This window comes from Pseudomonas sp. NPDC086112 (genome assembly GCF_044746425.1).
Lineage (GTDB): Bacteria > Pseudomonadota > Gammaproteobacteria > Pseudomonadales > Pseudomonadaceae > Aquipseudomonas.
In genome coordinates, this window is the sequence record NZ_JBIVCD010000001.1 from 445,053 (window position 1) to 461,511 (window position 16,459).

The 16,459-nt window shown below is 59.7% G+C and carries 10 protein-coding genes and 1 pseudogene; 10 read left to right on the forward strand and 1 reads right to left on the reverse strand.

What is annotated here, in order from left to right:
- Nucleotides 1-48: 48 nt before the first annotated feature.
- The 3 genes from ACIPLA_RS01980 (at nucleotide 49) to ACIPLA_RS01990 (ending at nucleotide 4,917) form a co-directional block, all read left to right on the forward strand.
- On the forward strand, nucleotides 49-1,788 hold the full coding sequence (locus ACIPLA_RS01980) for a dipeptidase (RefSeq protein ID WP_401170954.1): 1,740 nt from the start codon (nucleotides 49-51) through the stop codon (nucleotides 1,786-1,788).
- A 245-nt stretch (nucleotides 1,789-2,033) separates the two neighbouring features.
- A complete protein-coding gene (gene dapF / locus ACIPLA_RS01985) occupies nucleotides 2,034-2,846 on the forward strand; it encodes a diaminopimelate epimerase (protein ID WP_401170957.1) in 813 nt (270 codons plus the stop codon).
- A 97-nt stretch (nucleotides 2,847-2,943) separates the two neighbouring features.
- Nucleotides 2,944-4,917, forward strand: a complete 1,974-nt coding sequence (locus ACIPLA_RS01990) for a preprotein translocase subunit YajC (protein ID WP_401170995.1) — start codon at nucleotides 2,944-2,946, stop codon at nucleotides 4,915-4,917.
- A gap of 92 nt (nucleotides 4,918-5,009) precedes the next feature.
- On the opposite strand, the gene ACIPLA_RS01995 is transcribed toward ACIPLA_RS01990, so the two are convergent.
- A complete protein-coding gene (locus tag ACIPLA_RS01995) occupies nucleotides 5,010-6,575 on the reverse strand; it encodes a carbohydrate porin (RefSeq protein ID WP_401170960.1) in 1,566 nt (521 codons plus the stop codon).
- Between the two features lie 168 nt (nucleotides 6,576-6,743).
- Between ACIPLA_RS01995 and ACIPLA_RS02000 the strand changes: the two genes are divergently transcribed.
- From ACIPLA_RS02000 to ACIPLA_RS02030, 7 genes and pseudogenes are all read left to right on the forward strand, one after another.
- Nucleotides 6,744-8,018, forward strand: a complete 1,275-nt coding sequence (locus tag ACIPLA_RS02000) for an ABC transporter substrate-binding protein (protein WP_401170963.1) — start codon at nucleotides 6,744-6,746, stop codon at nucleotides 8,016-8,018.
- Nucleotides 8,019-8,039: 21 nt separating this feature from the next.
- Nucleotides 8,040-9,002 (forward strand): carbohydrate ABC transporter permease, encoded by a 963-nt coding sequence (locus ACIPLA_RS02005; protein ID WP_008074257.1) that lies wholly within the window; start codon nucleotides 8,040-8,042, stop codon nucleotides 9,000-9,002.
- The gene (locus tag ACIPLA_RS02010) at nucleotides 8,999-9,841 is read left to right on the forward strand and encodes a carbohydrate ABC transporter permease (RefSeq protein ID WP_401170965.1); all 843 of its coding nucleotides are present in this window, start codon (nucleotides 8,999-9,001) and stop codon (nucleotides 9,839-9,841) included. Before ACIPLA_RS02005 ends, ACIPLA_RS02010 begins: the two co-directional genes overlap by 4 nt.
- A 27-nt stretch (nucleotides 9,842-9,868) precedes the next feature.
- On the forward strand, nucleotides 9,869-11,014 hold the full coding sequence (locus ACIPLA_RS02015) for an ABC transporter ATP-binding protein (RefSeq protein WP_401170967.1): 1,146 nt from the start codon (nucleotides 9,869-9,871) through the stop codon (nucleotides 11,012-11,014).
- Nucleotides 11,011-12,513 carry a glycoside hydrolase family 32 protein gene (locus ACIPLA_RS02020; protein WP_401170969.1) on the forward strand — a complete coding sequence of 501 codons (1,503 nt, stop codon included), beginning with the start codon at nucleotides 11,011-11,013 and terminating at the stop codon, nucleotides 12,511-12,513. Before ACIPLA_RS02015 ends, ACIPLA_RS02020 begins: the two co-directional genes overlap by 4 nt.
- 75 nt (nucleotides 12,514-12,588) lie before the next feature.
- Nucleotides 12,589-13,581: a LacI family DNA-binding transcriptional regulator gene (locus tag ACIPLA_RS02025; protein ID WP_218395074.1), complete on the forward strand. Its 993-nt coding sequence runs from the start codon at nucleotides 12,589-12,591 to the stop codon at nucleotides 13,579-13,581.
- 297 nt (nucleotides 13,582-13,878) lie between these two features.
- A pseudogene (locus tag ACIPLA_RS02030) lies at nucleotides 13,879-16,459 on the forward strand (hypothetical protein); the annotation flags it as partial.

Genomic DNA, 16,459 nt, shown 5'->3' on the forward strand with positions numbered 1-16,459 from the left:
TCGACCAGATATTTCTTACAACCTGCCTGCAAAGGAATGCCCCCAACAATGGATTTTTCACTCAAGCACCTGGCCGCGACAACCCTGATGCTGGCCAGCCTTTCGTCGCTCACCACGTCAGCGCACGCCAACATCACCCCGCAACAGAGCGCGACCATCCTCAAGACCTTCAGTGACACATCGGTCACCGATTTCAGGCAATTCCTGGCACGCCTGGCCAAGAGCGACCTTGCCCACACCAGCGATCTCGGCCCGGCAATCAGTGCCTTCCAGGGCAACAAGCCGCTTACCGCTGAACAACAGAACGAGATCCATCGCCTGCTTGGCCTCTATGCACGGGTGAAATACGGCAACGCGGCCACCGAGACCCTGCGCGAGCTGGTGGCAATCCCGACCTTCCGCGTGGACGGCGTTGCTCAGCACGACAATCCCGAATTCATCAAGATCGCCGACAAGCTCAAGGGCCTCGCCCAAGCGTTCAACCTGAACTTTCGCAACATCGACAACCGCGTCTATGAAATCTCCCTCGCAGGCAATGGCGACGAAGTCGTAGGCATTCACGCGCACGCCGATGTGGTGCCCGTGACGCCGGAGAACTGGGTCCTGAAAGACGGCACCCGACTCGATCCGTTCAAGGTCACTCTGGTCGGCGACCGCCTGTATGGCCGCGGCACCGAGGATGACAAGAACGGTATCGTGGTGGCGCTCTACGCCATGAAGATCATCAAGGAAGAGAAGCTGCCGCTGGCGAGGAATTTCAAGCTGCTGGTAGACACCACCGAAGAAACCACCGGCGACGCCATCCCCTATTACTTCGAACACAACCCGACGCCCAACTACAACCTGGCGCTGGATGGCGGCTATCCGGTGGTGATTGCCGAGAAAGGCTACGGCACCGTCATGGCCAGCTTTGCCCGGCGTAAGGCAGAAGGCAAAGGCGCCGAAATCACTGCAATGACGGGCGGCCTGGCAACCAACCAGATTCCATCGACGTCGGTCGCCACCCTGGTGACCGCCAAGCCCGCCGAATTGGCCGCCAGCCTGCAGAAGGCAGGTAGCGATTATGCCAAGCGCAATGGCGGCAACTTCGAGGTGAGCGCCAAGGTCGTCGGCATGGACGTCAAACTGACGGTCACTGGCGTTTCCGCCCATTCCTCCGAGCCCGAGTCAGGCGTCAACCCGGTGGCAAGAATGCTGGACTTCATCAACAGCCTCGACGGGAAGGTCGCGCTCAAGCACAACCACATCACCGACGCCGCCCGCTACGCCGCCGACAACTGGGGACTGGACTACCTGGGTGGCAAATTGGGGGTCGGATTTTCCGATGACTTCATGGGGCCGCTGACCGCATCCCTGACCTACGTCGGGATGGATGAAAAAGCCTTCAAGCTCGCGGTCAACCTGCGGGTGCCCAAGGGCAAATCCCCGGAAGTGCTCAAGACCGAAATCGCCGACAAGCTTGCCGTCTGGAGCAAGAAGACCCACATTGCGGCGGCCTTTGACTACTCGATCGCGGAGCCGATGCACCGCAACCCGGAGGGTGAATGGGTCAAGGCCCTGCTGGCCGTGGCCAGCGAAAACCTCGGCATGGAACACAAATTCGGCACCTCTGCCGGCGCCACTTCGGTCCATGAGTTGCCTAATGGTGTGCAGTTCGGCCTGGCCAGGCCCGAGGTCAAGTACACCGGCCACAACGACAACGAGTTCAAGACTGTCGACCAGTTCCTGCTGGACCTGCAGATCGTGACCGAAATGTTCGGGCGCATCGGGCAGATGCCAAAACTCTGATCCCTCCTTTCGGACCCGCTATTCTGGCGGGTCTGTCAGTCAGTCAAGACATAATGTTATCCGTAGCAGCTGCCGAGCCTGCGAGGCGGCGTTCGGCTGCGAAGCAGCCGCAAATCAGCAATAGTTATATATCAGGCAGACCTTGCCTGCCGGACTCACGACTGCTGCGCAGCCTCGCAGGCTCGGCAGCTGCTACATCGAGTGCGTCGCGGCAGAGATTGCCTGGAATTCAGTGGGATCAATTTATGTCGCTAAGTTTTCATAAAATGCACGCCAATGGCGATGACTTCGTCATTGTGGACTCGCGAAATTCGGCCAATCCAATGACAAGCACCATGGCTCGGCGAATGGGTGATCGGCACCGAGGAATCGGGTTCAATCAACTCGCGGTGGTGCTCAATTGCGATGATGCCGTTGCGCGCCTGATGTTCTGGAATGCCGATGGTTCCACCCTGGATGCGTGTGGCAGCGCAACGCGGGGGGCCGCGGATATGCTGATGCGCGAATCAAATACGACGTCGATAACGCTGCGAACCAACCGTGGCCTACTCACCTGTGAGCGAACCTCAAGCGGTGCAATTTCCGTCAACATGGGGGAGCCGCTTTTCGGCTGGTCGGAAATTCCCTTGGCGCTGGAACTGGATACGGCTGTTTTACCACTGGCGGGTGACCCAGCAGCGACCAGTATGGGCAATCCGCACTGCACCTATTTCGTCGATGATCTCACCGCCGTCGATATAGCGGCCCTCGGACCGATCATTGAAACCAACCCTCTATTCCCCCTCAAGACGAATGTGCATTTCGTCCAGATCATTAATCGAAAGCACATTCGATTGCGCATTTGGGAGCGCGGGGGCGGGATTCCACTCGGCTCAGGCTCCTGCTCTTGTGGCGCCGCTGTTAACGGCATTCGTCATGGTTTGTTAGATCATTGCGTTGAGGTTGAATGTGATGGCGGCACCGTAACGGTTCAATGGGATGGCGTGGGACCTGTCTTTCTCATCGGGCCGGTAGAGACAACGTTTTCGGGAACCGTTCACGACAGCCTCAGGCTATGAATCGGCAACCATCGCGTAACTGACCTATTCTGAATCGACCGACAAAAGATCACCCTTTTGAGGTACCTGAACTCGTTACAGCAATGGAGGCTGGATGATGAAGGAGCATTCGATTGAGTTTCGCGCTGGAGAGGCGCACACGCCGCACACTTCGCCCCTCGCCATGACCCGTTCCACCCAATCTCCCACGCTCAATAGCCGCATCGAGCTTTACACCCAGGAGGCGATGGTCAATTGGCTAGGCCCGTTGCAGCTGATGCGCACGGGCTTGCAAACGGCTGTCGCCACCACGATGGGAGCCTTCGCAGACCCGCGCGAAGTGCTGGCGATGCTCAACCCCCGGGACTCTAACCCGCCTATCCAGGTGGTTGCCGACGGTGACGTGTGGGTCGATTATCTGGCCGATACCGGCGATGGCTGGGACTCCACCTACTCGATGGCGCTGTGTGTCAGCCATGCTGTCGAGTTGCCGGAACACCAGCTCTCACTGCCGCGCGGCGACGTGCTGCTGCTCGGCGGCGATCAGGTCTATCCCACACCGGCCGGCAACGGGTATCGCACCCGTTTCCTTGATCCCTTCCGCGCCGCATTTCCCGCGCCGGTACCCAAGGAGCGCCCTGGTGACCAGGCCCAGCCCGTACGGCAGCCGGGTGCGCCGTGGATATTGGCGACGCCCGGCAACCACGATTGGTATGACGGTCTGCGCGGTTTCTCCCAACTGTTTTGCGAGCAGAAGCCCATCGGCGCCTGGGAAACCCGCCAGCGCACTGGTTACTACGTGCTGCAGTTGCCCAATGGCTGGTGGATCTGGGGTCTGGATCTGCAGTTTGAATCCATGATCGACCGACAGCAGAAGCAATACTTCCAGCAGATGCACGCCAAATTGCAGCCAGGCGATCGCGTGATCCTCTGCACACCCGAGCCGAGTTGGGTGGACGAGGCCGAGCGGCTGGCACGGGAGGACAGCAAGGCCTTGCCCTCGATCGAAACCCAGACGCCGCGCTTTCGCAGCCTGCGCGAGATCGAGGAACTCTTGGGTGACCACCTCGCGGTCGTCTTGGCCGGAGACTCACACCACTACGCGCGCTACCAGCCACAAGCGGGCACCCAGGCGCCGCAGCGCATCACCTGCGGAGGCGGTGGCGCCTTCTTGAATGCCACCCATCACCTTCCCGATCCGCCCAAGCCGATCAACGTTGGCGGAACCCGGCAGCACTACGAGCTGGCGGCGGTCTACCCGGCCAAAAAGACCTCCGAGCAACTGCGTAATCGGGCATGGCGGCTACCTACCCGGAATTTCTCGTTCTGCGCCATGCTGGCCATCTTGTACCTGCTGTTTGACTGGATGGTACAAAGCGCCAGCACGGTGCCCCACCTGGCACGAGGCAACCGCAGCCTGATGGACGTGTTGTCTGACCTCCAAGCGTCTATTCCCAACATCAGTGAAGTCTGGCGACATCTGCTCCTGGTCTTGTCACACAGTCCTTCGTCGGTGATGTTCGCCGTGATCATTGTGCTGGGTTGCGCCGTGTTCTCAGCCGCCGGGGTCAAGCGCACCCGAAAGCTCGCCTATGCCATTGGAGCTGTTCACGGGGTCCTTCATCTGGGACTGGCGATCGGACTGCTGTGGCTGATGGGCCGTGTCAACATCCACTACCTGCAGTTGGAGGTTGAAAACCTGCACCAGGTTGTGTTGTTCCTGGCGGAAACGCTGGTGCTCGGCGGCAGTTTGGGAGGGCTGTTGTTCGGTGCCTGGATGGTGATGGGCAACACCTTTTGGGGGCTACATAGCGAGGCGGTTTTTTCCTCGCAGTGCATCGCCGACCACAAGTGTTTCCTGCGCATGCACTTCAAAGGCGACCAACTGACCATTTACCCACTCAAGTTGGAGAAGGTCTGCCGGCGCTGGTCCCTGGGGTCGGGAGTCGCCAAACTGGCGAAGGTGCAGCGCACCTGGAGGTTGCGGGCAACGCCTGAAAGCACTGGCCCGCGATTCGTGCCAGCCTCGGGTGAGCTCGAACTGCAACTGATCGAGCCGCCCATCGTGATTCAACGTGGAAGAACCGCCTGATGAACGCTTCGTAGGAGTCAGGCTTGTCGGCGAAGGCGCTTTCAAAGACACCTTCGCCGGCAAGCCTGGCGCCTACACAGATGAAGCAGATATCAGAACCAGGTTTCCATCTGTATGCCGTACTGCCATACACCGCCGGCGTTGAAGTCCGACTTGCCGAAGTTGTCTGTGGAACTGTATCCGTCCAGATCCGAAGACCAGTTCATCAGGCTTGCGAATACTCGCAATTCGGGGCGTGTGAGCAGGTCTCCAACGTCGGGTTTGAATGTCGGGGCAATGGTGAATTTCCAGAAGTTACCGTCGACCGCATTACGTTGCAGGTAGCCCTTGGGGTCGAGGTCCATGGTTTGCCAGCTCATCTCGTAGGCCATCTCGAAATTGCTGTTGATTTCATTGGCCAACCGCACGTTCAACGTCATCCAGCGGTAGTCGTCACCCTTGACGTATCTGTCCTTGCTTTGTTCGGCCAGCAAACTGGGGCCGATGCGCCAGCCCGGCGCAATGGGTGTCTCGCCGTAAAGCGCCAGACGCAGAGCCCGGGCGTCGTCGATCAGCTCGCCATCCGAACCGATGTTCTTGACCTCTGCCCCCAGACCTTGCCCGTAGAGCAGCGCTGTTTTAAAGAAGCCTTCGCGGCCGAAAAAGTTTTTCTGATGATTCGCGACCATGCTGTGCAAACCGGAATCCGCAGGCGTCAGGCCCGCTGCATTGCTGCGAGTGGCAAAGTCGTTTTTCTTTGAGCCAATGCCATTGAACATCCACTGCCACTGACCATTATCGAAGAACTGGTTGGAGGTCAGGATGTAGCTTTCCACATCGGCATTGACACCGCCCTCACTGAAATCCCCATAGTTACGCCCCATCAAGGAATAATTCGAGCGCCAGTCCTTGTTCATCTGCACATCGTAGATACCACCCCCGGTGCCGGCCAGAAAGACCACGTCCGAGTCCAGCCAGTGGATATCGAAGTTGTCTCTGTCGAATCGTTTGCCAGCCCACAGGGTGGAGTTCTCGAACACTGAATTGCCCTTGAAGGCGGCGAGATGATCGAGCTCGGTAAACACCTGACGCACGTTCAGATTGCTCTCGTCGGCGGTCCAGTCGTTGGAGCTTTCCACACCGTCGGCGATGGACACCGTGAATTTGGAACGGGTACCGTTTTGCGCATAGATTTCTTTCGAGAGATCTATGCGCATGTAGGTGTCGTCTTCGTTACCGAGTCGCCCGACGGCACCACCGACTGAACCGGCAGGCGTTGTATAAGGGCCGCCACGACCACCACCCAGCCCATCGTTGATCAGCAATCCGGAGCGGGCGTAGCCCTTGAAGCTGAAACCGTCAGTCAGGTGTCCGCTACTGTCCTGCTTTTCCATGCTTTGCTGACGGGCTTCGAGTTTTGCCAGTCGAGTGTCCAAAGTGGGCGCCGCAGTGGCGGCTGCAGTAGACGCCGACGCCTGCAAGGCGGGAGTCGCCAGTTTGATTTGCTGCAATTCCCTGGCGAGTGCCTGGGTTTGCTGTTCGGCTGCGGCGGCGCGTTTTTCCGCCGCGCTGGCACGGGCTTCAAACGCAGCCATGCGCTCTTCCAGAGTCGCGGCCTGAGTGGTCGCCGCCGAGGTGCCGAGTACGCCTGCGAGTAGCCAGCTTGATGCTTTCTGCATGGGGGATTTCCTGTTTTGTTTTTATTTTTCTGTCCTGCGACCGGCCTTTTTTTCGTGAATTGTTAATTGTCAAAATCCACCAAAAAAAGGATGCCTCATCGCAAATACACTGCTACATTTGGCGATGTTAACGTTAACTTTTCTAAAAACAAAAATAAAGAGGGCTTTATGAAACACCTCAAATCTCTTCTTCCAGCAACACTGCTTACCCTCTGCGCCGGGCTTCCATCCCTCTCGAGCGCAGCCGATTTGACGATCTCGTGTGGGGCGGTAGGTGCGGAGTTACAACTCTGCAAAGAGGCTGTCCAGGCGTGGTCGAAACAGACCGGCAACAACGTCGAGGTGGTTTCCACACCTAACTCGGCCACCGAGCGATTGTCGTTCTACCAACAGATCCTCAGTGCGCAGTCCAGCGACATCGACATCATTCAAATCGATATGGTGTGGCCGGGGATGTTGGCCAAACATTTGCTGGATCTGCGCGAGGTGCTTCCCGCCAACGCGACCCAGGGCTATTTCCAGGCACAGGTGGATAACGCCACCGTAAACGGACGGCTGGTGACGATGCCGTGGTTCACCGACTCGGGCCTGCTGTATTACCGCAAGGACTTGCTGGAGAAGTACAACCAGCAGGTTCCCCGGACTTGGGAGGAAATGACCGCTACCGCCAGAACTATTCAACAGGCTGAACGCACTGCCGGGAACCCCAATGCCTGGGGTTACATCTTTCAAGGGCGCGCCTACGAGGGCCTGACGTGTAATGCGCTGGAGTGGATCAGCAGTCAACCGCAAGGCGGACTGGTCAATTCACGAGGCGATATCGTGGTCAACAGTCAGGCTTCAAGAACGGCGTTGACCCTGGCGAAAAGCTGGGTAGGCGACATCTCCCCGCGTGGCGTGCTCAATTACACCGAGGAAGAAGGCCGGGGCGTATTCCAGTCGGGCAATGCGCTGTTCATGCGTAACTGGCCGTATGTCTGGGCCCTGGTCCAGGGTCAGGACAGTGCCGTAAAAGACAAGGTCGGGGTCGCTCCCCTGCCCCGCGGTGGCGAGGCCGGCAGCCATGCATCCACCCTCGGTGGCTGGGGCCTGGCGGTATCGCGTTACAGCGCCCATCCAAAACTGGCCGCAGAACTGGTGAGCTACCTGACCAGTGCCCAAGAGCAAAAACATCGTGCCCTGATAGGCGCCTATAACCCGGTTATCGAGTCGCTGTATCAAGACCCCGAACTGCTCGCGGCCATGCCTTATTACGCCCAGCTGCACAGCATTCTCAACGATGGGGTCATGCGTCCCGCCTCCATCACCGCCGATCGCTATCCACGGGTCTCCAATGCGTTCTTCGATCGAGTGCATGGTGTGCTGGCGGGCGAGTTGCCTGTCGATCAGGCGCTGGCGGAACTGGAAAGCGAACTCACGCGCATCAAACGCCGGAACTGGTAAGCCACAAGGAAGGAAATCACCATGTCTGTCTCTTCTACCCATGCCCCCTGTGATGAGCTGCTGCTCACCAGGGAAACGCCCGTACAACGTCGCCGAGTGCGCGCCGCCTGGCTGTTTCTGACGCCGATGCTGCTGTGTCTGGCCCTGGTGGCAGCATGGCCGCTACTGCGCACATTCTGGTTCAGCCTGACCGACGCCAACCTGGCGGACACCGGTGGCGGAACCTTCATAGGCTTTGGCAATTATCTGTTCCACAACGGTTCCAGCTGGTCGGGCATTCTGGTCGACCCGCAATGGTGGAACGCGGTGCGCAACACCTTGTATTTCACCGTGGTGTCGGTGGGACTGGAAGTCGTACTGGGGCTGCTGGTGGCGTTGCTGCTGAACATCAAGTTCACCGGACGTGCTCTGGTGCGTGCGTTGATTCTGATTCCCTGGGCGATTCCGACCATTGTTTCGGCGAAGATCTGGTCATGGATGCTTAACGACCAGTTCGGCATCATCAATCACCTGATGCTGAGCCTGGGCCTGATTGACGCCCCTCTGGCCTGGACGGCCGATGCGGATCTGTCGATGTGGGCGGTGATCATCGTCGATGTCTGGAAGACCGTCCCTTTTGTCACGCTGCTGATGTTGGCCGCCTTGCAGATGTTGCCAAGCGATTGCTACGAAGCCGCCAGGGTCGATGGTATTCATCCGCTGAAGGTGTTCTGGCGTGTCACGCTGCCCCTGCTGATGCCCGCACTGCTGGTGGCGGCGATCTTCCGTATTCTCGACTCGCTGCGGGTGTTCGACGTGATCTATGTGCTGACCTCGAACTCGTCAAGCACCATGAGCATGTCGGTGTATGCCCGCCAGCACCTCGTGGAATTCCAGGACGTCGGTTACGGCAGCGCGGCCTCGACGCTGCTGTTTCTGGTGGTTGCGGTCATCGCCCTGCTTTATCTCTACCTCGGACGCCGTCAACTGGAGGTCCGGTCATGAACCTGCGCCTACTGAAAAAATCGCTGTTGCGCCTCGGATTCTGGTGTCTGATCGGGGTGTTGCTGCTGTATGCGGTCTTCCCTTTCTACTACGCCATCGTGACGTCGCTGAAGCCGTCCAGCGCCTTGTTCGAGGTGAGCTACTGGATCGACAACCCCGACTTCTCCAATTACGCGGCGGTGCTCAATCAAGCCTCATTCCTGAGGGCGATCGGCAACTCGCTGGTGGTTGCGCTGTGCGTGGTGACCCTGGCGCTGTTCCTCAGCCTGACCGCCGCCTATGCCTTGGGCCGGGTGAAGTTTCGGGGGCGTGGCACGGTCTTGATGATGGTCCTTGGCGTGTCGATGTTTCCTCAGGTCGCGGTGCTGTCGGGGCTGTTCGAAGTGATCCGCGCCCTGGGCCTGTACAACACCTCCTGGGCGTTGATCCTGAGCTATACGATTTTCACCCTGCCCTTCACCGTCTGGGTGCTGACCACGTTCATGGGGCAACTGCCCCATGAACTGGAAGAAGCGGCAATCATGGATGGCGCCTCACCCTGGGTCACGCTGACCCGCGTGCTGTTGCCGCTGCTCTGGCCTGCACTGGTCACCACTGGCTTATTGGCTTTCATCGCCGCGTGGAACGAGTTCCTGTTTGCCCTGACCTTCACCCTCACCGACACCCAACGCACGGTGCCGGTCGCCATCGCCTTGATTTCCGGCGGCAGCCCCCATGAGTTGCCTTGGGGGTTGTTGATGGCCGCCTCGGTGGTGGTCACCGTCCCACTGGTGATTCTGGTGCTGATCTTCCAGCGCCGAATCGTTTCCGGTCTCACTGCCGGCGCGTTAAAGGGTTGATGCCCAACAAAGACAAGGAACAGCATCGTGATCAAATTGAAACTGGACAACGTAAACAAGCAATTGGGCGGCATGCGGATTCTTCGCGACGTCAGCCTGGAAATCGCGGCGGGTGAATTCGTGGTGTTTGTTGGCCCTTCGGGCTGCGGAAAATCGACCCTGCTACGACTGATCGCCGGCCTGGATTCGATCTGCGGCGGCGACCTGCTGATCGACGGGCGTCGGGTCAACGACCTGGAACCGCGCGAGCGTGGTGTCGGCATGGTGTTTCAGTCTTATGCGCTGTACCCGCACATGAGCGTCTACGACAACATCAGTTTTGGTCTCAAACTGGCCAAGACGGAGAAGACCAGCCTGCGCGAGCGCGTGCTGAAAACTGCGCAAATCCTGCAGTTGGACAAACTGCTGCAACGCAAGCCAAAGGAACTGTCCGGAGGGCAGCGTCAGCGTGTGGCCATGGGCAGAGCCATGGCGCGGGAACCGGACATTTTGTTGTTCGACGAACCGCTTTCCAACCTGGATGCGTCCTTGCGGGTGCAGATGCGCAACGAAATCGCCCGACTGCATGATCGGCTCGGCTCGACCATGATCTACGTCACCCACGATCAGGTTGAAGCGATGACCCTGGCCGACAAAATTGTCGTGCTCAATGGCGGTCGCGTAGAACAGGTCGGCTCACCGCGCGAACTCTATGAGCGCCCGGCCAGCCGCTTTGTCGCCGGTTTTCTCGGTTCGCCCAGAATGAATTTTCTGTCGGCGCGCCTTCAGACGCCAGGCGAAACCAGCCTGGTCGATACCCTTGTGTGGGGTATCACCTCCCTGCCCTTCGATAGCTCGAACCTGGCGGCAGGCACGCCGCTGAGCCTGGGGATTCGCCCGGAACACGTGTCGCTCAAAGCGGCTGATGGAACTGCCGGCGTCGTGGTGACCGCGGTCGAATACCTGGGCAGCGAAACTTATGTGCACCTCGAGACAGGTCAGGACGAGCCACTGATCTGTCGTTGCGAGGTCAGCGCCGGATGGCAAGCGGGCGATCGGGTTGAGCTGCAACTGGACATCGACAACCTGCACCTGTTCGACGCCGACGGCGCGGCCTTGAGCCGTCACCCACACGCCGTTGAAACCCTGCCGGCTGGCGTCCCTCTGCGCTCGGCACGAGCAAGCGCCCTATGACTGTGTCTTTGAATTCCATGAGTGTTCCAATGTCCGCTGCAATTGAGCTTGCGCAATATGCGCTGAGTGATGGCCTGTCTCGCGTCATCGATGATTATCGTCCCGGTTATCATCTTGCCCCCCCAGCGGGCTGGATGAACGACCCTAACGGGGTGGTGTACTTTCGTGGCGAATACCACGTGTTCTATCAACACCATCCCTTCGACGCGAAATGGGGCCCGATGTATTGGGGGCATGCCAAGAGCGCCGATCTGGTCCATTGGCAGCATCTGCCCATTGCGCTGGCGCCCGGCGATGACTTCGACCGAGACGGTTGTTTTTCCGGTAGCGCGGTGGTGTGTGGAGACACCCTGGCACTGATCTACACCGGGCACACCTGGCTGGGGGACGTGGGTGACGAGCGCTCGATCCGTCAAGTCCAGTGCCTGGCCACCAGCAGCGACGGCATCCGGTTCGTCAAGCATGGCGCCGTCATCGAGACCGCGCCGCACGATTCGATCATGCACTTTCGCGACCCCAAGGTATGGCAGGAGGATGACGGCTGGTACCTGATTGCCGGCGCACGTCTGGGCGATAAACCGCTGCTGCCGCTGTACCGTTCCACGGATCTGCACACCTGGGAGTTCCTCGATTATGTAGCCAGCGGCAACGAGGGTGATGGCTATATGTGGGAGTGCCCGGATCTGTTCCGGCTGAACGGACGCGATGTGCTGCTCTACTCCCCTCAGGGCATGCAGCCCCAGGGTTACGATCGCCTCAACAAATACCAGACCGGTTATCGAGTGGGCCGACTCGACAGTCAATGGCACTTCACCGGCGGGCCTTTTATCGAGCTGGATAACGGCCACGATTTCTATGCCGCGCAAACGCTTCTGGCCGCCGATGGCCGGCGCCTTGTGTGGGCATGGCTCGACATGTGGGAAAGCCCAATGCCGAGCCAGGCTCATCACTGGTGCGGCATGCTCGGTGTGCCGCGCGAACTTGAACTGCACGCCGATCGCCTTTGCGTGTATCCGGCACGGGAGCTCACCGCTCTGCGCATGGCGCCATTGCCGGGCGTGCCTTGGTGGGAGGGTTCGGGAACCCAGTGCGTGCCGGAAGTGAATGGCGAGATGCTCGAAATCCATGTGCATCTGGATTTGCGTGGCTGCACCAACGGCCACCTCGGAATCGCCTTGCGTTGCAGCGACGATGACCACGAAGAAACCCTGCTCTACTACGATGCGTCGCTGCAGCGTCTGGTGCTTGACCGCAGCCGCTCGGGTGCGCAAGTCACCGGTCAGCGCAGTGTGGCGATTGACCCGACACAAGAGCGACTGGAACTGCGCGTATTTCTCGATCGCTCGTCCATCGAGGTGTTCGACGAAAACGGGCGCTTCAGTCTCAGCAGTCGGTTCTATCCACGGCCCGACAGCCTGGGCGTGAAGCTGTTTGCCCATGGGAGTGGCGGCCGTGTCTCGATTCCCAAGGCGTGGCCTCTGGCCTCGGGATGGCTGTGAGCGGCGTCATTCGAGTCGCGAGAAACCCGGGCGCTGTGTCATGATCCTGCGTCAACCTGACCGGCCTCGCCTCGCATGACTTCAGTGAAAGACGTTGCACAGCTGGCCGGCGTGTCCCTGATGACGGTTTCTCGAGCGCTCAATAATCCGGAAAAACTGAGCCCCGAAACCCTTCAGCGGGTGCGTCGCGCCATTGACGAACTGCAATTCGTACCGAGCCTGTCGGCGCGCAAGATGCGCGGCGACAACCTCCAGTCGCGAACCATCGGAGTGTTCGCACTGGACACCGCGACCACACCGTTCGCGGTCGAGTTGCTGCTGTCCATCGAACAGACCGCGCAGCAGGCGGGCTGGAATGTGTTCATCCTCAACCTGTTGAGCAACCCGCCAACCGACCAGAACATTGACCTGATGCTGTCGCACCGTCCTGACGGGTTGATCTTCAGCGCCATGGGGTTTCGTCAGGTATGCATTCCCGAACGCTTGAAGAGCAAACCCTTGGTGCTCGCCAATTGCCTGGCAGATGACAGTCGCCTGGTCAGTTATGTGCCAGATGACGAAACGGGGCAGTATCGAGCCGTACATCACGCGTTGAGCCAAGGCTATCGGCGCCCTCTGTGCATCAATCTGCCCAAACAGAGCCTGGCCTGGGGCTTGCGACAAAAAGGCCTGCAGCGTGCCTGTCAGGCATTTGGCCTTGCGCCTGAGGCACTCCTGCAATACGACCTTTCCGATCATGACGCCTATGGTGAAACCGCAGCCATCCTCGACCGGCACATCATCGAGGGTCGCCCGCAATTCGACATCCTGATCTGTGGCAACGACCGGATTGCCTTTTGTGCCTATCAGCTGTTGTTGGGCCGAGGCCTGAAAATTCCCGCCGATGTCGCCGTGCTCGGCTATGACAATATGATCGGCATCGCCGAACTGTTCATCCCGCCGCTGACCACGGTGCAATTGCCGTACTACGAGATTGGTCGCAATGCGGCCCGGCACCTGATAGAGGCCCTTGAGGTAGAGGGTGCCCAGCCCGTTGATTGTCCGTTGGTAGTCAGAACGTCGTTATGAGCTATCAAAACCCTTTACCGAGGGCCAGCGCTCGGTAAAGGGCTGAGTGTTTACTTGAGCGGAACGAAGTTATCCGGCATTCGATTCACCGCCAATTTCCCCAGCATGATGACCTTTGTTCATGATCGCTGCCACGCCGCGCCCTCTCGCCTCTTCCCGCCTCCCCCTCCCGAGTAGTCCGAAACTCCCACACCGTCTGGGAGTATCCGCCGATGCGCGATCCTCGGCGCTTATCCATAGTTGCGACCAATGGTCAACGGTCAGGCCTTGATGACCGCAATTACCCAGGAAAAAGTCATGACAATTGAGCAAAATTCATTGCTGACGAACGCTATGAGCGTCGTGGCGAGCGGCGCGAACGTTTCGCTGGACGAAACGTCCGGTTTGCAGAACGCCACCGCCACGCCAACCCCTACGGGAGACGCTGACGACAACGACATTCTGGTGACCTCCCTGCCCTCGACCTTCGCTACCCGTTTGACCGCACTGGGTGCCGGGACCGCAACGGGTGCAGCGTTGAGTGGCTATACCGGTGCCGTGGGCAATACGGGCAGCAATGCGTTCACCGTCACCGCGGACCCCGGAGCCACTATTACCAATATCAGCTTCGTCGACAGCAATGGCGCACCGCTCAATGGCCTGGACAGCGGTCTGGATACCCTCAATGGCACCAGCATCCTCCTCTATACGGACGCGAACAACGACAACATCGTTCTGGGCCGGGCCGGTGGCTCGACCGGCGCGATCGTGTTCGCTGCCTATATCGAAGAAACTGGATCGCCGGTCTCGGGCGGCAAGATCTGGACCGTGGAGTACCAACCGCTCAAGCACCCAGATGCTGCGAACGCCGATGATTCGCTCAATCTGCTCAATAAGGTGTACGTCGGCGCCAGTCAGGACCTGGAATTCAGCCTGGCCAATGCGCCCTCCGGTCAGAACCTCTTCCTGATGTTCACGAAAGCGAACCCGGCAACTGCAACTGTCGATGGTGTCTTGCGGATCACGGATCCCGTCATCATCGCCACCGGCAAGGATCCGGCGAATCAGTCAACTGGCGCCAGTATAACGACTGGCGACACGATCAATACCAGCCAGGCGGGTGGCCCTACCACCTTCGGCACCAACAGCCAGATGATTACGGAACAGGAAGGCATCCGTTATTCGTTCGTCACAGGTGCCAGGCAGGATATGACCATTCCTAACCTGGATCAGAACGAAGCAGATGTTGAATCCAACATCGACTTTACCGGCGTCTTCAATGCGAAGATGGCCAATTTCGACGTCGTGCAGTTGCAAAGCGGCAAGAGTGCTGTGGTAAAAATCAGCGCATTCAGCACCGCTGTTGAATCTGGCGCGGCGTTCATCGACGGCTATGCGGGTGATGCGTCGGTTGCCATCACCAATGTTCGCATCATCAACATCAGCACCGGGCAGGTGATCGAGAACTCAAACGGATCGGTGAATGATCCGGCCATTGGCATCACCTTTTCCGGTGGGGTTGCTACCATCACCGGCGTTAAAGCCGGCTACCAGATTGAATACACCACAACGACGGACCACAACCGCGTGCTCATCGAGAACGGGGCGGCCCTGGATGCCAAGGGCACTGCCCATGCCGATTTTGATATTGGTGGTTTCACGCTGGTCCAGGCCTCTATTTCGAAAACCGAAATCGGCTCCAAAATGATCTTCGAGGACGACGGGCCGACGGCGACCGGTACCGCCGTGACGGGAACCGTCGACGAGGACGGCCTGGCCAATGGCATTGCCGGCGGTACGGGCGACGTGGCTGGCGAGGCGACCACGGCCAGCGGCAGCGTGACCGGTATCTTCCAGTCCGGCGCCGACACGCCGCTGACCTATGCCTTGTCGAGTAACACCAGCGGCTTGCCGGCGCTGAGCTCGGGCGGGGTGGCGCTGGTGTACAGCGTCGTGGGCGGCACGCTCACCGCCACGGCCGGCGTAGCCGGTGCCGACGTCTTCACGTTCAGCCTCACCACAGCGGGTGCCTACACCTTCACGCTGCTCAAGCCGCTGGATCACGCGGCAGGTAACAACGAGAACGACATCACCATCAACCTGGGCTCGCTGCTGCAAGCCACCGACAAGGACGGCGACACGGTGACGGCCGCGGCCGAGAAACTGGTCATCACCGTCGACGACGACACGCCGACCGCGACCGGTACCGCCGTGACGGGAGCCGTCGACGAGGACGGCCTGGCCAACGGCATTGCCGGGGGTACAGGCGACGTGGCTGGCGAGGCGACCACGGCCAGCGGCAGCGTGACCGGTATCTTCCAGTCGGGCGCCGACACGCCGCTGACCTATGCCTTGTCGAGTAACACCAGCGGCTTGCCGGCGCTGAGCTCGGGCGGGGTGGCGCTGGTGTACAGCGTCGTGGGCAACACGCTCACCGCCACGGCCGGCGCGACCGATGTGTTCACCTTCAGCCTCACCGCAGCGGGTGCCTACACCTTCACGCTGCTCAAACCGCTGGATCACGCGGCAGGTAACAACGAGAACGACATCACCATCAACCTGGGCTCGTTGCTGCAAGCCACCGACAAGGACGGCGACACGGTGACGACCGCGGCCGACAAACTGGTCATCACCGTCGACGACGACACGCCGACGGCGACCGGTACCGCCGCAACGGGAACCGTCGACGAGGACGGCCTGGCCAACGGCATTGCCGGGGGTACGGGCGACGTGGCTGGCGAGGCGACCACGGCCAGCGGCAGCGTGACCGGTATCTTCCAGTCCGGCGCCGACACGCCGCTGACCTATGCCTTGTCGAGTAACACCAGCGGCTTGCCGGCGCTGAGCTCGGCCGGGGTGGCGCTGGTGTACAGCGTCGTGGGCGGCACGCTCACCGCCA

Bases quoted from the DNA above. Each gene is read 5' to 3' on its own strand.
- ACIPLA_RS01980 (WP_401170954.1), top strand. From the start codon at position 49: ATGGATTTTTCACTCAAGCACCTGGCCGCGACAACCCTGATGCTGGCC.
- dapF (WP_401170957.1), top strand. From the start codon at position 2,034: ATGTCGCTAAGTTTTCATAAAATGCACGCCAATGGCGATGACTTCGTC.
- ACIPLA_RS01990 (WP_401170995.1), top strand. From the start codon at position 2,944: ATGAAGGAGCATTCGATTGAGTTTCGCGCTGGAGAGGCGCACACGCCG.
- ACIPLA_RS01995 (WP_401170960.1), bottom strand. From the start codon at position 6,575: ATGCAGAAAGCATCAAGCTGGCTACTCGCAGGCGTACTCGGCACCTCG.
- ACIPLA_RS02000 (WP_401170963.1), top strand. From the start codon at position 6,744: ATGAAACACCTCAAATCTCTTCTTCCAGCAACACTGCTTACCCTCTGC.
- ACIPLA_RS02005 (WP_008074257.1), top strand. From the start codon at position 8,040: ATGTCTGTCTCTTCTACCCATGCCCCCTGTGATGAGCTGCTGCTCACC.
- ACIPLA_RS02010 (WP_401170965.1), top strand. From the start codon at position 8,999: ATGAACCTGCGCCTACTGAAAAAATCGCTGTTGCGCCTCGGATTCTGG.
- ACIPLA_RS02020 (WP_401170969.1), top strand. From the start codon at position 11,011: ATGACTGTGTCTTTGAATTCCATGAGTGTTCCAATGTCCGCTGCAATT.
- ACIPLA_RS02025 (WP_218395074.1), top strand. From the start codon at position 12,589: ATGACTTCAGTGAAAGACGTTGCACAGCTGGCCGGCGTGTCCCTGATG.